Below are 18,110 nucleotides of genomic sequence, written 5' to 3' on the forward strand. Positions count from 1 at the left end.
ATGGAGCAGAACGACGAGTGGCAGCTCCAGCACCGATACATGCAGATCGAAGGCATGGCCGAACTCAACCAACCCATGATCGAGGAGGAAAATCAGCCCCTACACATCACCGCCAAAGCCGCCTGACGATGGCCCACGGCCACAGCCGAAATTACACCACCTTGACGGACGCGACCCAAATTTGGCTTCCATGTGCTTGATCCTATGGATTTATGGTGCGACCCTTTCGTTGCAATGGAAGGAGGCATTCGGGGCCGAATACATCACGGGTGCGCCACGATCGCGTACGCCGCCGGAGCAGCAGTACAGCGATCGCAAGCTTCGCTCGCGACGCTGAGCCGGGAGCTGGGGATCAATCCGAAGAGGGAGGCGAAGTGGCGTAAGCAGACGACGGTCGAGGCTCTGAAGACCGGGCCGACAGGCCCTCATTCCCCAACCCTCACAGAAGCTAAGGAAGCGATGGTCGTCGAATTTCGGCGAACACTCTATTGCCGTTGGGCGACTGTCTCTATGCCCGGCAGCCGACGATCCCGCATCTGACGCGGTCGGCGCTACACCGTTGCCTGCAACGCCACGCCATCTCACGGCTGCCCGGCGTCGAGGGCGACAAGCCCTCGCGGCAACGCTTCCAACACTATCCATCGGCTTCTTCGACATGGATGTCGCCGAGGTCCTGACTGCCAAAGGCAAGCCCTATCTATTCGTCGCCATGGATCGCACCAGCAAGTTCGCACTCACCCAATTCGTAGCAAGGGCAAATAGGCAAACAGCCTGGGCGTTTCTGGAACTACTGCTCGAGGACGTGCCCTACCGGATCGATTCTCACTGATAATAGCATCTAGTTTGCCGACCAGCCGCGCAACCGCAATACCACATGGACGCGCGATGTGCTTCGACATGATAGGCGAGGCCAACGAATTCGACCATTGGCTCACCTTGCCGAACCATCCCTGGACCAACCGGCAAGTCGAGCCGATGAACCCACCATCAACGACACCACCGTCAAGCGCTTCCATTATGACAGCCACGATCAGTTGCGCACGCACTTGGTCGACTGGCCGCCTACGACTCCGTTTGCAGACTCAAGACACTCCGTGTTAGACCCCTATGAATACATCGGCAAATCTGGACTTCAGAGCCGGATCGATCCATCATCAATCTGATCCGCTGGTTGTCAGGGCTGAACACTTAGACAGGAGCGGCTCCCAAACGTCGCAGGAGCGGCAATAGCTTCGACGTCACCTCCCCATGGATCTTTCTGATCTCCTCGAGGTTCTCTTCAACGGTTTCCAACGTTACTCCCTCACTGATAAGACGTTCTCCTTGCTCCGAGAGCCATCTCCAGACCGTTGTCTCTACTTCATCAACGCCCTCCCATAACGCGAGCAGCACAAGCTGCTGAACGCGGGTGACCGGGACTGCGGAACCAATGTTCGAAGCCGCCAAGTTGTTCGCACCCGAAGAATATTTGGATCGGCGACAGAGTTCCATATTCAGTGCGACCGATGCTATGCGGTCATCCTCTGGAGTTGCAGATTGCGATGTCGGAGCGACGTCGCCGCGGCCCGTCAGCACGAAGAGGGTCTCGGCAAGCTGCGAGCGTGTAATTCCGACGCTCGCGATCCTGTCGACCAGCACGCCGAACGGCACGGCTGCCCCATTGGAAGCCATGAGGGCCTCCCATACGGGCTGATATATCTCAGAACGCAGTGTCGCCGATCCGCCGGCAGTCGTTAGCGTCAGCGGAAGTTGCTCTGTTTCTGCTAACGTGAGAAAACTGTATGCTTCCAATCGATCAGCTACTTCGGCGACAGACATCTGCCGTTTTCCTTTGACATAGATGTCCCGTCGAAACTGCCGGTTTACGATATAGTCCCGCGTGGTTTCATAGAGAGCGAGATCCGAGATGCTGGCCAAAAGACCTTGGCAATGAGATGGCACACCTAAGCCGGGCATATTATCGATCAAGCTGGCCGATGCGGCAAAATCCATTTTAGCTTCAGCCAAACGGGCCGATACTTCCGAAAAGGATTCTGGGAGCCAATGGCGATTGAAATATTCATGCGACACGTAACTCCGATCAAGTTTCCTGATCGACTCCACCATATTTCCGACGCTAGGGTATAGATCAAAGTAGCCTGCGCTGGCGTCCACCACACGTTGCGCGAAATGAAGAGATTCATCCACTCGTGCCAGCAAGCCGCCTGCGGCTGCTTTCGCAGCGTGCAGATTGAGAAGATGGCGAAGCGGTTCAATCGGCGACCAGCCTGGTTTGCAGTTATAGCTTATGTAGAGAATGCCTCCCGGCTTGAGTTTCAATCGCACGATTTCCACGATCGCGTCGCGCGTTTCGTTGCTTACCCAAGACCAGATACCGTGAAGCGCAATGATATCGAATTGCGGCAGATCGTCTCGGCGCGCGAACTCCTCAAAACTGTCATCGAAGATGCCCAGTGGTTTACCGCAGGCCCGAGCGATCTGGGCCGCATAAGCCGCCTGCGAAGGATTGAAGTCCGTGCCAAAGAATCGCCCGGACGATGTCGCCGCATTGATATTGAGCGAAAGACCGTGGCCGAAACCCAGTTCAAGGTAACTGGGGCTATCGCCAACATCGTGCGAAACACCTCGGGAAAGTAGGGCGAATTTTAAGCGTACCGGCGCCAGCTCGGAGAAATAGCCGTAAATGTAGTCTACTTCCGATACGTATCCCGCATTCCACATATCAATTCTCCAAAAAAAGGGGGGCGTGCTTTGGACACGCCCCCCACGGGGGTAACCCAGTGGACTAGTCTGAAATCAGAACTGGAAGGTCACGCCGCCACGCAGGCCCGTCACCTTATTGTCGCCGCCGAAGGTCTGGCTGCCCGTGAAGAAGAGGTTCAACCGGTCGGCCACCTTCGCTTCGAACCCAGCCTCGACCATCCCGAAGCTGTCGGGTTCCGCGCCGCGCAGAACGAACGCATCGCCACCGCCGACATAGCTAACCGTCACGTCGTTCGGCAGATTGCCTTGGAAGGTGTAAGACGCCTTAGCAAAGGGACGAATCGTGACGCTGTCGGAAAGCTCGGTTTCGGTACCGAGTTTCACGCCCAGAACCGGCGAGAAGACCGTCTTCTTGCGACCTTCCACATCGAGGCTGAACGCACCCGCTCCGGTTTCGGTGAAACCTTCCAGCGAGGTCCTGCGCAAGACAAGCTTACCATAAGGCGTGATGGTCATGCTGCCGGTACGATAGTCATAACCGGCTTCAAGGCTAACATCTAGTTGCTTGGCGTTGATCGATGCTTCCGCGGTCCGCGCCAGCAGGCTCATCGTGCGGGTCGCATCATAGTTGGTCCAGCCGAAGGCCAGCTTCGCATTGGCATAGATCGGTCCGAAGCCCTGCGTGACATAAGCGCCCACCGTCCAGGTGCGGCCATCAACTGCCTCCGGTGTGCCGCGCGCGGCGATGTCGTGCTCGGCATAGGCCCCGCCGAAGCCGAAGGCACCGTCCGCAGCATAGGCGAAGTCGAGACCACCGGCGAGACCGTAGCTGTTCGCACGGATGTCCGAAGCACCGAAGGCATCGCCGTCACCGAACTTGCCCCAGTTGCCGACGGGATTGAGCCAGAGCTGCGTCGCGAAATCGCCCCCGAACGAGCGGCGGTTGGTCAGCATGTCGAGCGTTTGGCCAAAGACGCCATTCTGATCGACCGCAGCAAGCGAGCCATAAATCTCACCCGACGACAACTCGTTGAATAGCTCCGCGGCCTGTTCCGACGAGAGACGGAAGTCGAGCGCCGTGGCGACGTTGGCGATGTCCTGCGCATAGCCGAGTTCGGTCACCGACGCGAAGCCCGCGCCGCCCGCCGCGTCGGTACGGATACGACCGATGGCCGAGGCTAGCGCCGAGTCGAGACCGGTCGCAGCGGCAACGGCGTTGGGGTTGTTCGCCCCGCCGGCATAGCTGCTGCGCTTCACTTCCAGACGAACTTCCTTCTTCGCCGTATCATGCACCAGGGTGAATCCGACGAAGGGCGAAGTCAGGGTCGGTGCGGCGGCGGCCGAAACAGCTCCCGTGCCGGTATAGGTGAACAGCGTGTAGCCGTCGCCATTGGCGTAGAGGCTGTCACGATAGACATTCACCGCGACCTTGCCAGCCAGGTTCAAGTTACCCGTGATGTTGACCCGCGACGGATCGACATCAACCCCCGCCAGCGCCGGCGTGGTGAAGTAGCCCACGCTGACGCCGCCGGTGACCGGACCCAGCGGCTCGGGCAGGGTCGCACCGGACGACACTGAGCTCGGATAAACGCGGATCAGCGTCGGCGTCAGCCCGACGACCGTCGTGCCAGCCGCGGTCTGGTTATAATCGCCAACCTGACGGATGGTGATGCCGTCGATCAGTTCGGTCTGGCCAACCAGGCTGTTACCGAACTGGTTCTGGCCCGGGGTGATCCGGCGACCGATGACCAGCGTCGCAGCGTTGTTGATGGCGCCGCGAATACCGAATTCGGCATCAACAGCTTGACTGGTCGTGAGTTGAACCTCACCTGCCTTGATGTTGAAATTACCGACATCGAGAGTGTAGGCGGGCTCGCCGCCGGGCAGGCCGGGATCATAGGCCGCGCCGTTGATCACGAACGTCCCCGCGCCTTCTTTGTTCAGCGTTTCGACGCCGACGACGCGAACCTGATAGTTCGAACCGCCAAAGACAGCCTGCGCGTCCTTACCAAGCGACAGGACCGGATTCCGCTTGTCGGCAAGCACCGACGTGGGCGCACCCGGATATACGATCTCATCGGCACCAAGGAAGCCCGATCCTACCAGATTGACCGTGGTGTCGGTCGTCCGGTTACCATCCTCGTCACGCTCACCAAAGATGCTGCCGAGCGTCGCCGACCCCGAATTGAGATTGATCGTCGCCTTCACGTCGCTGGACTTGACCGCACCTTCGCCGGTCGGATCATTGTCGAGACCGCCGCCGACATAGAAGCCGCCCGACACGCCGTTCTGATTGGCCGTGTAGGTCTGCGCCAGCAGTGCAGCCGCGGGCGTGTAGGTGGTTTCGGTCGATGTGTCCGTGCGAACCTCGGTGCGCGACGCGGTGTCGATGTTCTGGCCGAGGACGGTGGTGCCGCCCACAATACCGTTGTTCGTCACAGCGCCTTCGCCGGCGGCAACATTGATGTCGCCCCCGATGACCGCCCCCGCCGCGTTAGTCACGCTGGCCTTGCCGAGCGCCACGACCGGGGTGAAAGTCTCGGTAATCGTCTGGAGCGACGCCTTGCCGACGTCCGTCGTAACGCTGCTGCTGTCCGTCGCGGTGACGATCGAACGCGCCGTCGCGCTACCGGCGATCTTGCCACTGTTGCTGACGGTCGCCGACGTTGCACTGTCCGCAAGGACATTGCCCTTCACCTGACCGTCGTTGACGACCGAAGCCGGACCGCCGACGATCGTGTTCGTCGACGAGGCGGTTTGGGTAACGGTGCCCTTGCCATCATTCGTCGTCGTCGCAGTCGTAACATTGTTCGTGGCATAGCTGATCGCGCTGGCATCACCGCCGACGATCGACCCCTTGGTCACCGAGATAGATGCTCCGCCGACGCCATAGGCGAAAGCGTTGCCTTCGGTCGCGGCGATCGCCTTGTCCTTCAGCGCCTGAGCCGAGTCGATCACGATCGAGGCCTTACCCCCGACAACAGTCGTCTCGGTGATCACGCTTTCGCCGAGCGTCCGTCCGGTCAGGCTGCTGACCAGCGTGCCGAAGTCAGCGGACCCCGACTTGGTCTTGCCGGTCCATTCGCGCTCGACCGTCGTCTTGGTGACGCTGCCGCTCGCAACCGCAGAGACATAGTCTTCCGAGACGCCGGTCAAAGTGACCTTCGCGTCGCCGCGACCCGCGGCCACATAGGTGCCGCCTTCGACGGTCCCGGCGATCGTCGCCTGAGCGTTGCCCTGCGCGGCCGCAGCACCGCTGGTTGAGCTGATGATTTCCGATGCGGTCGCCACGCCAGTCTTGGCGTCGCGGACATAGGATTGCTCGGTAGTGCTCGCAAAGTCGGTTCCATTGTTCGCGCTGACGGTCAGGTCGCCGCCAACGATTGCCTTGGCAGCGACATCAGCCGACGCGGACTTCACACCGTTGATCGTGACCGAGCCGCCGACGGTATCCTGGCTGGCGGTCGCCTTGCCGGTGATCGATGCCGAACTGGCGCCATCGCTGACCACCGATGCGCTGCTGCTCTTCACAATCAGTTCGTCGGTCACATAGGTACCCTTGGTGACGGTCTGCGCGATGCTGCCCGCTTCCTCGGCCTTTCCTGCCGACGCTCCAAAAGCGTTGCTGGTGACGCCCTGTTCGACCGAGTCGCTGACCACCACTGACGAGCTGTTGGTGCCCTGCGAATAGACAAAGCCTCCCCCGCCGGCATTTCCGGTTGCGACGCGCCCGGCGATCGTCACCTTGCTGTCACCGCCACTGATCGCCGTCGTTTCGGACGATTCGGCATATTTGCCCGAGAAGGTTCCGGTGCCATCGACGTCGAGCACGGTCGTCTCGCTGCTGCTATTCGCGAAGGACGAACCCGCCACCCCCGAATTGCCCGCATAGGAGTTTACGTTACCGAAGACAGCGCCTGTGACAGTCGCGGTGCTGGCTAGATCAGCAATCTGGGTGATGGTGCCGTTGGCACCCGGCACGAAATTCTTGGTCCCATTGGCGCCCGCGTAGGTACCGGCGACATTGCCGCCCGTTGCTGTGCTGCTGCCTTTGCTCGTCCGATCCTCGGTGAAGGAACGGCCCCCTTTGCCGTCGAGCACCTCGGTCGAATTATAGCTGCTGGCGTTCGCAGACTTGCTGCTGCTGCTCGCCGCATAGGTCGTGCCGCGAACCTCACCCTGATTCAGGATGGTGATATCGCCGCCCGCCGTCAGGTTGACGTTGCCGACCCCGTTGAAGCCGATGACGCCGCCCGCCGCGTTAGTGAAACCCACCTTACCCGTCGTCGACGTGTTCGCCGATTCGTCGGCAAAGCTGTATTTTGTCGTGGTCGTCCCGGCTGTGGCATCGACGACCGGCGCCGGGGTCAGAATGGTGCGGCTGTATGTCGAATCGCTGCCCGACGAATTGCCGTTTACGCCGCCACCGACCGTGCCGGCATTGGCAATCGAAATATCCTGGGTGGCATTGGCGTTGACCGATCCACCGACTTTACCGGTCGCCGCATTGACGGCGGAAGCATTGCCCTTCGAACGGGTATCGCTCGTTTCATACACGTCGCTGAGGAGGAGAGCGCCAGTGCTGTCGAACACCAGAGCCTGACTGGTCGCGTTAGCGTTGCCGTTGCCCGCGGTCGCCGTCAAATTTCCGTCGATCGCACCCGCATTGTCCGCCGAGGCATTATTGGTAGCGGTCGCCAGGGCATTGCCGCCGATCGATCCGGTTTCGGCGACGACGACCGAAGCGTTGCCGGCCGCGGGGCCGCTCGTCGTCTTCGTCGTGTTGCCGAGGAGGCCACCTTTTCCGTCATAAATCAGCGTCTGATCGAAACTGCTCGCCCCGCCGTTGCCGGCGCGTGCGGTAACGGCGCCATCGACTGCACCGGCGTTGATCACCGATGCGTCGCTGGTCGCCGTAGCCGACACGCCGCCCCCTACGGAAGCGCCTTCGGCGATTTCGATCGTCGCTTTGCCCACTGCGCTCGCCGAGTTGTTCGCGGTCACGATCTTGAGCAAATTGCCCGTGTCGTTCCGCGTCGTCGTCGTGCTGCCGCTATCGGTCGTTGCGCCAGCACCGCCAATTGCATTCAGCGCACCCTTGACTTCACCAGCATGACTGATCGATGCATCCCGCGTCGCTTGAGCGAATGCCCCGCCGACCACGCCCGTTTCGGCAATCCTAATCGTCGAATCGCCTGCCACCGCTTCACGGGTAAAACTGTCGATCCGCTCGAGATCCACGGCATTCTTACTGTCGCGCGTCTGAACGGTCTTGCTCGTCGAATTGACATTGAAGACCGGAACCGCGTTCACGCCATTTTCGACCGTCCCCGCCACGGTGATATCGACATTGCCATTGGCAACACCGTTGACGGCGTCGAGCTTGCTGGTTGCCGCCGTGGCGATCTTGACCGTGCCCGCCTCATAAGTCGCACTGGTCTCGCTGGTTACGACCGATTTGTCAGCAAGCGGAATTGCTGCCGTGTTTACGACAGTGACCGACGAGCCGACCGTATAGCCGGTGACAGTCCCCGCAACGCCCTTTGCCGTCACATCGACATTGCCGACCGGACCGACGAACACGGCGCTGCCCTTGGTCTTGCCGTCGGCGCTGGCGACATCGCCGATCACGCCTTTGACATCACCACTGGTGTAGACGTCGGTCGTCGTATCGCCAGCTTTGGTGGTCGCCTGCGCAACCGTCGACTGGACGTTTACGTTGCCCGAGCGAACGGCGCCCGCAGAGGTCAGCGACACATCGCCGGCACCCATCAGCGTAACGCCGTTGTAGATCGTCCCGCTGTTGTCGAGCGACACGGTGCCGCCAAAGCCGGTCGCCGAAAAACCGCCTGTGATTAGCCCGCTATTGGTGGCGGTCAGCGTATTATCCGCCTTTGCCGACGACCCGTTTAGCGCAACGCCGACCGAATCGGTCACCGCACCGGCCTTGTCGACCGCTCCGATACTACCGACATTGCCGAAGTTAATGACGCCGTCGCCTTGCCCCCCCAGAGGCGCAATGCCGATGGTTCCAGGTCCCGAAATTGCACCTTTCGACGTCACCGTAATTGCAATGTCGCGATCGGGCGTTGCTTTAGCAGCGTCGACTTTTGCTTGAACGCTCGCGGCGGATTCCGGTCCGCTAACCTCCACAGTTTGCTCTGCATTCGCGCTATCCGCAACGATCAGCGCCGAAACCGGAAAAGCGGCAGATACGAGTAGAGCGCCCTTAGCAAGGCGACGGAAACGAGAAGCGGAGTTAATCGACATAGTTATTCCTCTGCATGCAAAAATTAAGTGATACGGATAGTGGCGCGCGGATCCGTGCGCGTGATCGCTGACACCGAAATTTTCTGACGTTGAACTTTCCCCCTGATTCAAACCGGCTTGCGCGGCTGATCAGTTATGCAGATGCCGATTGATACGTTCGCGCGTCGTGATCGACGCGTGAGCAGATCGTTTTCTGATCGTGATTAATTCGTCCGGCACCATTTTCAGCGTTGCTCGCCCCCCCACGTGCGCCCTAATTCCGACGTCACTGCAACAATTTGGGGATGGCGCAACGACGTGGGGGTGGGCGGAACGTGCGAGACGGTAAAGAAAAGCGGGTGACGGAAGGCGTCCGCTATAAAATGCAATTTCTGGGTGCCTTTCATTTGATCGCTCCGAACGGCCATCGGCTCGACGTCACGAGCAAAAAAGCGATTGCGCTGCTCGGACTACTCGCAAGCGCAAATTCTGGCGAGCGCTGGCGAGCTTGGATTCAAGACAAACTTTGGGGATCACGCGAGTTACGGCAAGCGCAGACCAGCCTGCGCCGCGAGCTCCATGGCTTGCGCAAGCTGACTGAAAGCCTGCCTATTCCGCTGGTAGAAACTACCTCCAGAACAGTTAGGCTCAACCTTCATTTCGTAGAAGCCGATATACGTGATGAAGAGGTCGTCCGGCAGTCAACGGGAGAGTTTCTGGAAGGCATTGATATTGCGGGCGAAGAAGGTTTCGAAGAATGGTTGAGGGAAATGCGGTATAGCCTTTCCGACCTTTCTAAGCCGATAGCGATGGAGGAGGGGGCGGACAGTCTATTGCGCGCCCCGCTTCGTTTATTTGGGCATCGTCGTCTATAGCGCAGTGGTACCGCGCTGAAGCTTAACGCATGAAGGCTCCGGCCGTGCTGATCAACTGCACGGCCCAGCCCATTGCATTAGTGGGTCAAAGGCTCGTTGCTCGAGCGAAATTTGACCATTCGTTCACAAGTCGTGTTCGCTCCGGAAGCAAGTTACTTTTCAGGCCGCCATCGCCCGGCGACCTGCCTCCACAAGAAATCGTCGTCGCCGCGCTTGCAGTTCGGCGACGTAGCCGCGCCCCTCGCGTAGCTCGATGATCCGGCGAAGGAGACGATCCGTCGCGACGTCGATATTGGCGCGCCCGTCATGGCACCGCCGCCAGCGTGCAAGCAACCATGCGACGCCAATCGTATCGCTTTCGCAGGCTTCCTGAACGGCATCCCATTCGCCCGCATAAATGAGCCCCGTGACCGCGAACGCCGGCGCCGTCATTTTTGCCGGGATATCGAGTGCAGCCAGCACCTCGGCCAGATGGATCGGCTTCATCTTGAACCCACCCGTCACGATGCGAGCGAAGTCCAGGTGGCGAGCCGGATCGTTGCCGCCGAACGACAGCCAGCGCCAGCCGCGGGGAAGCGTCAGGCCATGCTTGTATGCCGCCATCATGATCAACGGAATGTCGTGCACCATGCCCGCCCACGTCACGAGCTCGGCGTCTGGCCAAGTCTGCAGCAGCTGGAACAGGCCGGCCACGATCGCCCGCTGGTCATGGTCCGGCTGACTCAATGTCACGAACTGCGCGATATCAAGATTGCCGTCGGCATGCTCGGTCAGCACCATCACAGAGGCGGTGACGATGGTCTGGAACACCCAGCGCGGACAGGTCAGCGGATCTTCGCTTCGCGTATAACCGCGACGCGCGGGCTGGTTGTTATCGTTACCGGGGCTATACCGCTCCGTGGCCTGGTAACGGCGATGGCCGCTTTCATCGATGACGGCGGACTCGACGTCGAGCACAATATAGGAGCGCGGTCGGCGTTCAACGCCGATACGGGGTTCGTATTTCATAGATATTTCCTTTGGAATGCGCCGCAGGCTCGCCCCGCCGCGGTGTTCAGTGGTTTTGAGAATGATGGGTGCCGTCACCGGCCTAATTATTTGTCGCTGGAGCGCGGCTGGGACGTGTGCGTCTTGATACGCGTGCGCGCCTCGGCGGCGACGCGTTCTATGCGGGCCAAGGCTCGACAATGTCCGCCCGCGATGTCGGAGGGCGCTCCCGCCAGACATTCGAATGCGCCATCGCTGCCGAGCCGGATCGTGACTTTCCCGCATTCCGACACGAGGATGACCGGCGCATTGCTGTCACCCGACCAGGGTCGGCATCGAAAGATGTGGATCAAATGCTGGTTGCGCATAACTGCCAGATACTCACGCGACCCGGACTTGCCGGTGTGAGACTGACCTTCATAAATGATGTCTTGGTCCCGATCCATCGCGCGGAGAACCAGTTCGCGCACGATGCCGCCGTCGATCGCGCCACCGGTGCCAAATTCGATTGACGGGGTAAGCTTGTGGTCTGCCGGAAAGCCCATTTCGTGGCGCAGAGCCCAGGCGTGTTTCTGGTGCTGCAGCGCCTGCATCGTCGTGTCGTTCATGCTATCTTCCTTACTCTTGGGTGACGACCGCTTTGGCCGGAGCCTTTTTCCGCTCTCTCACGGTGCTCAATTCCGCCGCATCGGCGGTGGCTTGCGCCTGTCGGCGCCAATCAATTGCCGGAGGCCGTCGATTTACCGGATCTTGAAAATTGAAGGCTAAGCCGATCTCTGAAGGCAGAGATTGCGACCTCACCTTCATGCGAAGCGTCGCGGCATAACGACGCTCGCTGGCCTCGCTGCTCGCGCGACCAGAGCAGCGAGGCCCTCTCGCTCTATCGATAACGGGTGTTCCAGCTGAGCTGGTTCACGCGCGGTGTTGCGCGGAGCTCGGCATCGCGCGCGAGCCACAGAGCTTCCGCCTCATGCGCCGCTTCGGCGATCTCGCGCCACCAGACCTTCTCGCGCGCATCCCAGCGATAGCCGCGCGCCTTGAGGAGATGGCGTTTGTCGAACGGCGCGCCCGTCGCTTCGAACCGCAGCGACGGCTGCGCTGCCCGAGCGATCAGCTCTGCCATGAGCGGCCGCACGCCGTCCGGACGATGTGTCAGCAGATGTGCGAGACTGATCACATCGGCGTCCGCCCGATGCCCGGTGGTGAAGTAGCCAATCTGCATCAGGAGGTGACCGAGTTTGGCGCCATCGAATCCATGCGCCGCCCAATCAATCTCGCGCATCGAACAGGCCCAGGCATGCCCCTTGATCCCGGGCAAAAGGCGTTCGACAATTGGGGCATCATAGGCGGAATTGTGCGCGACAATCAGGTCAGAGCGGCCGAGCAGCGCTTCCCAGCGCGGCACGTTCAGCGCCCGCCCTGCCACGTCGTCGTCCGATATTCCGGTTAGCCGCTGCACATCGGCCGGGATCGGAATGCCAGGATCGCGCAAGCCGCGAAGCGCTGTTTCGATGGCGCGAATTTCCCCGGCTTCGTCGACCAGCACGACCGCGGCGGCAATTTCGATGACCTCGGCGGTCTGGACATCGACCGAGGTCGTTTCCGTATCGACAATCGCGATGCGCCGTGTTCGCCCAATTGGCGGTCCGTCGCTCACAAGTTCGTGGATCGGTCGCACGCGCCGGAGGATGCGGACATCCTCGCGTGACGCGCAGAGATGAAGCGCCGCCTCGAACGAGGCGGCGTCGTTAGGAATGGTCATGGATTTTCTCCTGTTTGCTTACCGCCGAGCGGAGGCGAGGCTTTTCCTCCCCTCTTCACCCGGCTGCAGGAGAGGCAGTCGCGGCAGCTTTTCCATCCCGGTCACATGCGTAGGCCGTTAGATGGAAACCCTCAGCACCGTCTCGGACAGCGCGGCCTGGCGGAACCAACGCTTTTCAGTGCCGCAGTCGCATCTCGATCCGCCGCCCGCAGTAGTATGGACTCGACCCGTCCGCTTATCGCGTGCCTGGCACGTCAGACCCGGACAAATATGTAGAAACAGACCACAATTTAGCCCGATCTTAATCCAACTTCGTCCACTCAACCGGACATGAACGAAAATGACCGTCGGTTCCTGCAAGGATGGGGTGATGAATTGAGCCCCACGCTCGACGAAAATTATGAACTCGTGACTGGTATGGCGCGCGTGCCGGTTTGCGTCGCCTGTCCGATGGCGCAGTGGTATAAATTGGAGCACCCGCCCTCCAAACCAAGCGAAGAGCCACGTCACGCGACGCTGGAATGTTTTTGCACTGCATATCGCGGTGTAATGTATGACGGGCGACGTGTGGTGACGGCGTGCGATGCGCGAATTGATGCGCTCAAGTCGGAAAGCGGCGATCCGGAGTAGCTGCGGTCATTCGGAGACGCCCTGCCCCGGCCAACGCGGGAATGGGGATTGACTTGACGGATTTTTGTCCTCTCGCTTCTCGCCTGGCCGTTCGATCGCGCGTCCCGGTTGGCGCAGTGCACCATCGACAGGCCGCTCAGCTTCATCCGATTCAATCATCGCCTTGAGCCGCTTTGCACGTGCAAGGTGCCAAGCATTCTTACGGGAATTTGATGTTCCCGCGCGCGGCTCCGTTGGTTGAGGCTGTGTAGTGGCTTGTTGGCTGGCGGCTGCTTCGGCAGCCTGGGCCGCGCGCACGGATGTCTCTTCCTCGCGATTGCGGCGTTTCTCGTCACGCTTCCGCTCAGCGTCGTTACGAGCGAGGACGCGTTCAAGAATATCCGGGTCGGCAAAATCTGGCCGGGTCCAAGATGTTGCGAATTCCGACAGTTGCGGGACAATCGGCCGGACAGGGCGCGGCGGTTCAATGCTCTGATCACGCTTGTAGACCGATCGGAGCAGGAGCGCTTGCGTCGGAAACGGTACCTTTGACATCGTTGCCGACTTCGCGATCGCTGGCAGCTTTACGTTCGGCTCGCGGTTCGATGCCAGCGGTGGAAGCCGCCAATTTCGCAAATTTGCGATTTCGATCCGCGCCGGACGCGGAGTTGCCGCCGGGCATCCTGATAGCGAGACCGCCGCCGTTGAACGGCGGGCAATATTTCGCTCACGCACCGGCATAGAACCGACGAGGCGGGTCGCCTCGGGCCTGATCGGTGGGACTGCCGGCACATCGATCGTCTTCATCGAGAGAGGCGGCGCGACGCTGTAGATTTCTGTATTCACCGACGTCAATGCCGAGGCTGCCCGCTGCGGAACTGGCATCGATAGCATCGGTAACCGAGCGAAACGCCTGGTTAGGGCGCGCGCTACTATCTGGGCGTTGGTCAGTACCGCATCTGCATGGCGCAGCGCGTCGTCGATGGCTGCCGCCTTCGAGCGCAAGACGCGTTCGTGGTTATCTTCGTTCTCGGCAACATATTCGCCATCACGCGCCATATTGGTCTTTGCACCGCCGAGATGAACCTGCGGCTCGTGCGGCAGTCCGCGGTCGGCATTGCTCTTGGCGGTCCAGACCTGGTTTTGTCCGGCCTCATAAGACATCTCGGTCATAACGGCGGCGAACATTTCACGGAAGGCCTTCATTGCCTTGGGGTTGTCGAGGTCAGTGCGCAGCATTGCGCCGACGTCCCATTCATGGTCTCCAGTGCGAACCATTGGCCGATATGACCAGAGGATATGCAGGTGCCAGTTGCGCTGGTCGCCGTCTGGCGGCGGCGCATGCAGCGTGACCAGGTACGGCAGATCAAACCGACCGAGCGCGCCCTCGGCCCAGCGAACTCCACAGGCCATCATCTCGTCCGGTGACTGTCGATGGTCCACGGCAAGGATGCCGTGCATCAGCAGCTTCGCATTCTTCTGCGCCGACCAGTTGATCTGCTCGAGATGGTCAAAGCCGCACAGCGCCTCCTCAATGCTATAGCCGACATTTGTCGCAACATATGGATCGCCGTCCTCGTCGAGTTCGGCTCCATGGTAGCAGTATAGGGCGACCCGCTGCGACACGCCCGCCTTGGCGGTTTTGCGCGAATAATAGCGCATACGCATGAACACGCCTCTTTGGCGGTTCCGGTCGATCACTGGGCCATCATATCTCGGCAAAGCGACAGATGCGAACGGCCACGCGCGTTTCCGCTCTCTCGGCGGCGTATGACGGACTTTTTGGTCTGGCCGTACCTTGGTATTCAGCGAACGCCATAGCGCACGGGAGCGACGATCGCTGTCCCGAAGCTCAGCGGCGATGTAGCGCTCCGCATTGCGCCAGTCTCGGACCTCGATCCGGCGGGCCTTCTTTTGCTGTTGTTCGTTCCTGAGTTGTAGCGACTGTGAAGCGGCATCCAACTTTTTCTTCGCGAAGCTGTTGGCGCTTTGGATAGTCAGCTTAGAAGGGCGACCGAAATCGTCGCTGATGAGAGCATCGATATAGCGATGCTCCTTGCGTTGGGGGGCATTCCGAAGTGCCCGGGAGGGTGTCGAGGGTTTCGCCATCGGTGAAACATTTCTTGCGCCAATCTTATGCCTCCCAACTCTATCTCCTTCGAATCAGCGAACCCTCCCGGACACGTCTCCGGGAAGGTTCAACGATCGACTCGATCGATGGTGTTGCTTCAACCAAAAAGGAGAAGCGACGATGAATTCGCAAATTGACGATAACGCCGATGGCCAGCCGGACATCGACCGAATTTTGGCCCAGGCCGACGCCGATATCGCGCGGTTAGGCGAGGACCGGGCTGCAATCACAGAGCGCCGCCGAGCACTCATTGCGCCTCACTACAAGACCGTGGTTGCCGAGCCCAGCGAGGTGCACCACAAGATCGCTCTGGGCGGCGTATTGGCGAACCATGGCCTATCGGCGATCGACGCCGATGCGTTGGCGGGGATGCTGGCCTTTCGGGCTGATCAGGTCTGTGGTGTCATTGACGAACTGATCGATGCCGATCCGTCGTTGTCATTCGGACAAGCGATCGTGACGATGATTGATGGCAATCATCGAGATATGTCTGCGCGAGGTCAATATGAGACCTGGATGCGCCGTCTTGCCGCCTACGATGAGGATCGCAACCAATGGCTCACACGGGACGAGGAGTTTCATCTCAATGGCGCTTGGCGCACGGAGGGCATGACGCGCGGCCAACGCTGGCTCATGCGCGTGACCTGTCGGTTGCGCGGAATCGACTTGCCGGGACATCTTTCGCGCGGCGACGCCGCCGACTGGCTGGAAACTCACGGCGCCAACTTGAATTATCGGGAGTTTACCGCGTGAGCGCGTTCGTTTGGATCGATCGCGACGGACAGCGGCACGAACTCGAAAGCCCGGCTCCCATAGAGGCCGAAGCGGCGCACGTCGCGCTAGAGATGGAACAATACTTCGATTTCCTAGACTCAAGCGATCGTCAGCTGCGCGCTGCGGCGCGCGCCTCGATCGGCAAACTCCAGCCAAGACTTGAGCAGCTGCGCGCCGACGTAGGCAGTTGGAACGAGCACGCGATCGCCGCCACGCGGGCTGAGGCCGCGATGCTGGCCGAAAGGATCGACCGGCTGCCGACGATGATTGCCGACGTGCTGCTCGTGGTAGAACTGCACAGTGAACAAGCTCCACTACTCGACGCCATGGACGATACGTCCGACACTCCAGCACGGATGTTCGCCGAGCCAATGACCGCGATCCAACGGCGTGCGATCGCGGCGTGCGCATCGCGCGCCGCGCCTATCGATGCGGTAACGCGAGGGGAAGCAAAGGCATGGCTTGACACCCAGCCGCGCTTTGCCCGCGGTGTGCAGACCGGGGACGGCTGGTTCGCTTGGGTCGATCGCTATGGACACGCCCACCGCCTGGCCGACCCGCTGGCCATCGAACGGGAGGTGGTTTGCATCGCGGAGGAACTCATCCGACTGCGTCCCGCACTGGCAAGCATAACCGCCGCTGACAGGCTCTACGAGGCGGTCAGCTCAGCGATCACTTCTTGGGAGCGACTCTCTCTCCTACAAGGAGACCTCGAGAGGTTCGATCGCGAGACGGTGGTTCGCGAAGACGCCGCTTGGACCGCATATGCCGCCGACTGGCGATCAAAGAGGAATATTTTGTGACCGCAAATTTCCGAGCCATGCATGACGACCGCCTCGATAAGCCCCATGCCCGCGCCCAAGTTCTGGCGTTCCCGGGCATATGGTTGATCGCCGATCGACTCAAAAAACAGTCGGAAGAATGGCTCGAAGAGGATCCCGACGCCGGGTTGGTGTCACAGACAGCAATGACGCTCGCGGCCAGAGCGGGTCGGCGCATGGTCGGTGTGCGCGACATCTTGTGTATTGACCACCCCGTGGTCATTGCCCTCCACGAGAAGCTGGTGATTGAGCACGCACATATCCCTGCACCTGACAAAGCGATCGTGGCCGCGCTCAGTAAGCTGAACGGCTTTAAATTCGATGGCCTGGTCGTCACAATCGACGGCGTGCCACTGCCGGCTGGCAAAGCGCAGACCGATTGGTTCACCGTCCAGCGCTATAGCCCGCTCTATTCTTCGCGAGCGCTGCCGCATCTCATCTATCGCCGCGATCCCGAGAACATCGCCGAGGCAGATCGCGGGGCGCTGGGCGTCCCCAATGGTGTCGCCCCCGCGCTCATTCATTTGCTCGCATATGACGCGGCCAACGTGACGGATGAAATGCAGGAAGCGCTACTCTCGTACAGCGCCGCGATCCACCGCGACAACCTGGTCGCGCTCCAGCGCGATCATACGGCACTATACGTCACAATCTGGCGCCGGGACATGAGGTCGGCCATGAAGCAAGTGCAAACCGCCCGCCGTTGTGGGTTGCTGCGACCGCCCCATCGCAAGAGCGTTCGCAAATTTGCGATTCACCTGCTTAACGGTGCGTCGCTGATGAATGAGTTCGAACGGCTGTTCGAGATCATCGATACGCTAAAGTTCGCGGGCGGCGTCACTCGCAACTCAATCCAGACAACTTTGAAGTCGTCCACGTCTATGGCGGCGATGCACACTCACAGGGACCCAACTGGGACGTTCATCTACGGTTCGGTTGCACATGTTCGTAGCCTTCACCCGACGATGAACTCGAAGCAGGTGGTCGCGTCCGTCAAGGTGGTGTAATTTCGGCTGTGGCCGTGGGCCATCGTCAGGCGGCTTTGGCGGTGATGTGTAGGGGCTGATTTTCCTCCTCGATCATGGGTTGGTTGAGTTCGGCCATGCCTTCGATCTGCATGTATCGGTGCTGGAGCTGCCACTCGTCGTTCTGCTCCATCAGCACAGCCCCGACGAGGCGGATGATGCTGTCTTCGTTCG

11 protein-coding genes and 3 pseudogenes are annotated in these 18,110 nt (G+C 60.4%); 7 read left to right on the forward strand and 7 right to left on the reverse strand.

Annotated features, from left to right (window positions below):
• A pseudogene (locus STE01S_RS20170) lies at nt 1–126 on the forward strand (IS256 family transposase); the annotation flags it as partial.
• A gap of 108 nt (nt 127–234) precedes the next feature.
• Nucleotides 235–1,192: pseudogene (locus STE01S_RS18885) on the forward strand (IS481 family transposase).
• On the opposite strand, the gene STE01S_RS18890 reads toward STE01S_RS18885, so the two are convergent.
• Both STE01S_RS18890 and STE01S_RS18895 read right to left on the reverse strand, forming a co-directional pair.
• On the reverse strand, nt 1,189–2,721 hold the full coding sequence (locus STE01S_RS18890) for a class I SAM-dependent methyltransferase (protein ID WP_062770756.1): 1,533 nt from the start codon (nt 2,719–2,721) through the stop codon (nt 1,189–1,191). The pseudogene STE01S_RS18885 and the gene STE01S_RS18890 sit on opposite strands and share 4 nt — an antisense overlap.
• A gap of 75 nt (nt 2,722–2,796) precedes the next feature.
• The gene (locus STE01S_RS18895) at nt 2,797–8,766 is read right to left on the reverse strand and encodes an autotransporter domain-containing protein (protein ID WP_062770758.1); all 5,970 of its coding nucleotides are present in this window, start codon (nt 8,764–8,766) and stop codon (nt 2,797–2,799) included.
• 521 nt (nt 8,767–9,287) lie between these two features.
• Here STE01S_RS18895 and STE01S_RS18900 point away from each other — a divergent pair.
• Nucleotides 9,288–9,827: a hypothetical protein gene (locus tag STE01S_RS18900; protein WP_062901872.1), complete on the forward strand. Its 540-nt coding sequence runs from the start codon at nt 9,288–9,290 to the stop codon at nt 9,825–9,827.
• A gap of 159 nt (nt 9,828–9,986) precedes the next feature.
• Here STE01S_RS18900 and STE01S_RS18905 read toward each other — a convergent pair whose 3' ends face one another.
• The 3 genes from STE01S_RS18905 to STE01S_RS18915 form a co-directional block, all read right to left on the reverse strand.
• Nucleotides 9,987–10,835, reverse strand: coding sequence for a 3'-5' exonuclease family protein (locus STE01S_RS18905; protein WP_062770762.1), 849 nt, complete (start codon nt 10,833–10,835; stop codon nt 9,987–9,989).
• An 86-nt stretch (nt 10,836–10,921) separates the two neighbouring features.
• The gene (locus tag STE01S_RS18910) at nt 10,922–11,422 is read right to left on the reverse strand and encodes a hypothetical protein (protein ID WP_062770764.1); all 501 of its coding nucleotides are present in this window, start codon (nt 11,420–11,422) and stop codon (nt 10,922–10,924) included.
• Between the two features lie 272 nt (nt 11,423–11,694).
• On the reverse strand, nt 11,695–12,576 hold the full coding sequence (locus STE01S_RS18915) for a 3'-5' exonuclease (RefSeq protein ID WP_062770766.1): 882 nt from the start codon (nt 12,574–12,576) through the stop codon (nt 11,695–11,697).
• A gap of 330 nt (nt 12,577–12,906) precedes the next feature.
• On the opposite strand from STE01S_RS18915, the gene STE01S_RS20605 reads away from it, so the two are divergent.
• Nucleotides 12,907–13,206 (forward strand): hypothetical protein, encoded by a 300-nt coding sequence (locus STE01S_RS20605; protein WP_162928356.1) that lies wholly within the window; start codon nt 12,907–12,909, stop codon nt 13,204–13,206.
• A 6-nt stretch (nt 13,207–13,212) separates the two neighbouring features.
• Here the strand turns inward: STE01S_RS20605 and STE01S_RS18920 are convergent, their stop codons facing one another.
• Complete coding sequence (locus STE01S_RS18920) at nt 13,213–15,294, reverse strand: MobA/MobL family protein (protein WP_162928357.1); 2,082 nt, start codon at nt 15,292–15,294, stop codon at nt 13,213–13,215.
• Nucleotides 15,295–15,436: 142 nt separating this feature from the next.
• Here STE01S_RS18920 and STE01S_RS18925 point away from each other — a divergent pair, with 142 nt between their 5' ends.
• From STE01S_RS18925 to STE01S_RS18935, 3 genes are read left to right on the forward strand one after another with little or no spacing between them, the layout of a single operon-like run.
• Entirely contained in the window at nt 15,437–16,069 is a 633-nt protein-coding gene (locus STE01S_RS18925; protein WP_062770770.1) for a hypothetical protein, read from the forward strand.
• A complete protein-coding gene (locus STE01S_RS18930) occupies nt 16,066–16,893 on the forward strand; it encodes a hypothetical protein (protein ID WP_062770772.1) in 828 nt (275 codons plus the stop codon). Before STE01S_RS18925 ends, STE01S_RS18930 begins: the two co-directional genes overlap by 4 nt.
• Nucleotides 16,890–17,918 (forward strand): hypothetical protein, encoded by a 1,029-nt coding sequence (locus tag STE01S_RS18935; protein WP_162928358.1) that lies wholly within the window; start codon nt 16,890–16,892, stop codon nt 17,916–17,918. Before STE01S_RS18930 ends, STE01S_RS18935 begins: the two co-directional genes overlap by 4 nt.
• A 25-nt stretch (nt 17,919–17,943) precedes the next feature.
• Here the strand turns inward: STE01S_RS18935 and STE01S_RS20175 are convergent.
• Nucleotides 17,944–18,110 (reverse strand): annotated as a pseudogene (locus STE01S_RS20175) (IS256 family transposase); the annotation flags it as partial.

Source organism: Sphingopyxis terrae subsp. terrae NBRC 15098 (genome assembly GCF_001598815.1).
GTDB classification, from domain to species: Bacteria; Pseudomonadota; Alphaproteobacteria; order Sphingomonadales; family Sphingomonadaceae; genus Sphingopyxis; species Sphingopyxis terrae.

Bases quoted from the DNA above. Each gene is read 5' to 3' on its own strand.
- STE01S_RS18925 (WP_062770770.1), top strand. From the start codon at position 15,437: ATGAATTCGCAAATTGACGATAACGCCGATGGCCAGCCGGACATCGAC.
- STE01S_RS18920 (WP_162928357.1), bottom strand. From the start codon at position 15,294: ATGGCGAAACCCTCGACACCCTCCCGGGCACTTCGGAATGCCCCCCAA.
- STE01S_RS18910 (WP_062770764.1), bottom strand. From the start codon at position 11,422: ATGAACGACACGACGATGCAGGCGCTGCAGCACCAGAAACACGCCTGG.
- STE01S_RS20605 (WP_162928356.1), top strand. From the start codon at position 12,907: ATGAACGAAAATGACCGTCGGTTCCTGCAAGGATGGGGTGATGAATTG.
- STE01S_RS18915 (WP_062770766.1), bottom strand. From the start codon at position 12,576: ATGACCATTCCTAACGACGCCGCCTCGTTCGAGGCGGCGCTTCATCTC.
- STE01S_RS18890 (WP_062770756.1), bottom strand. From the start codon at position 2,721: ATGTGGAATGCGGGATACGTATCGGAAGTAGACTACATTTACGGCTAT.
- STE01S_RS18905 (WP_062770762.1), bottom strand. From the start codon at position 10,835: ATGAAATACGAACCCCGTATCGGCGTTGAACGCCGACCGCGCTCCTAT.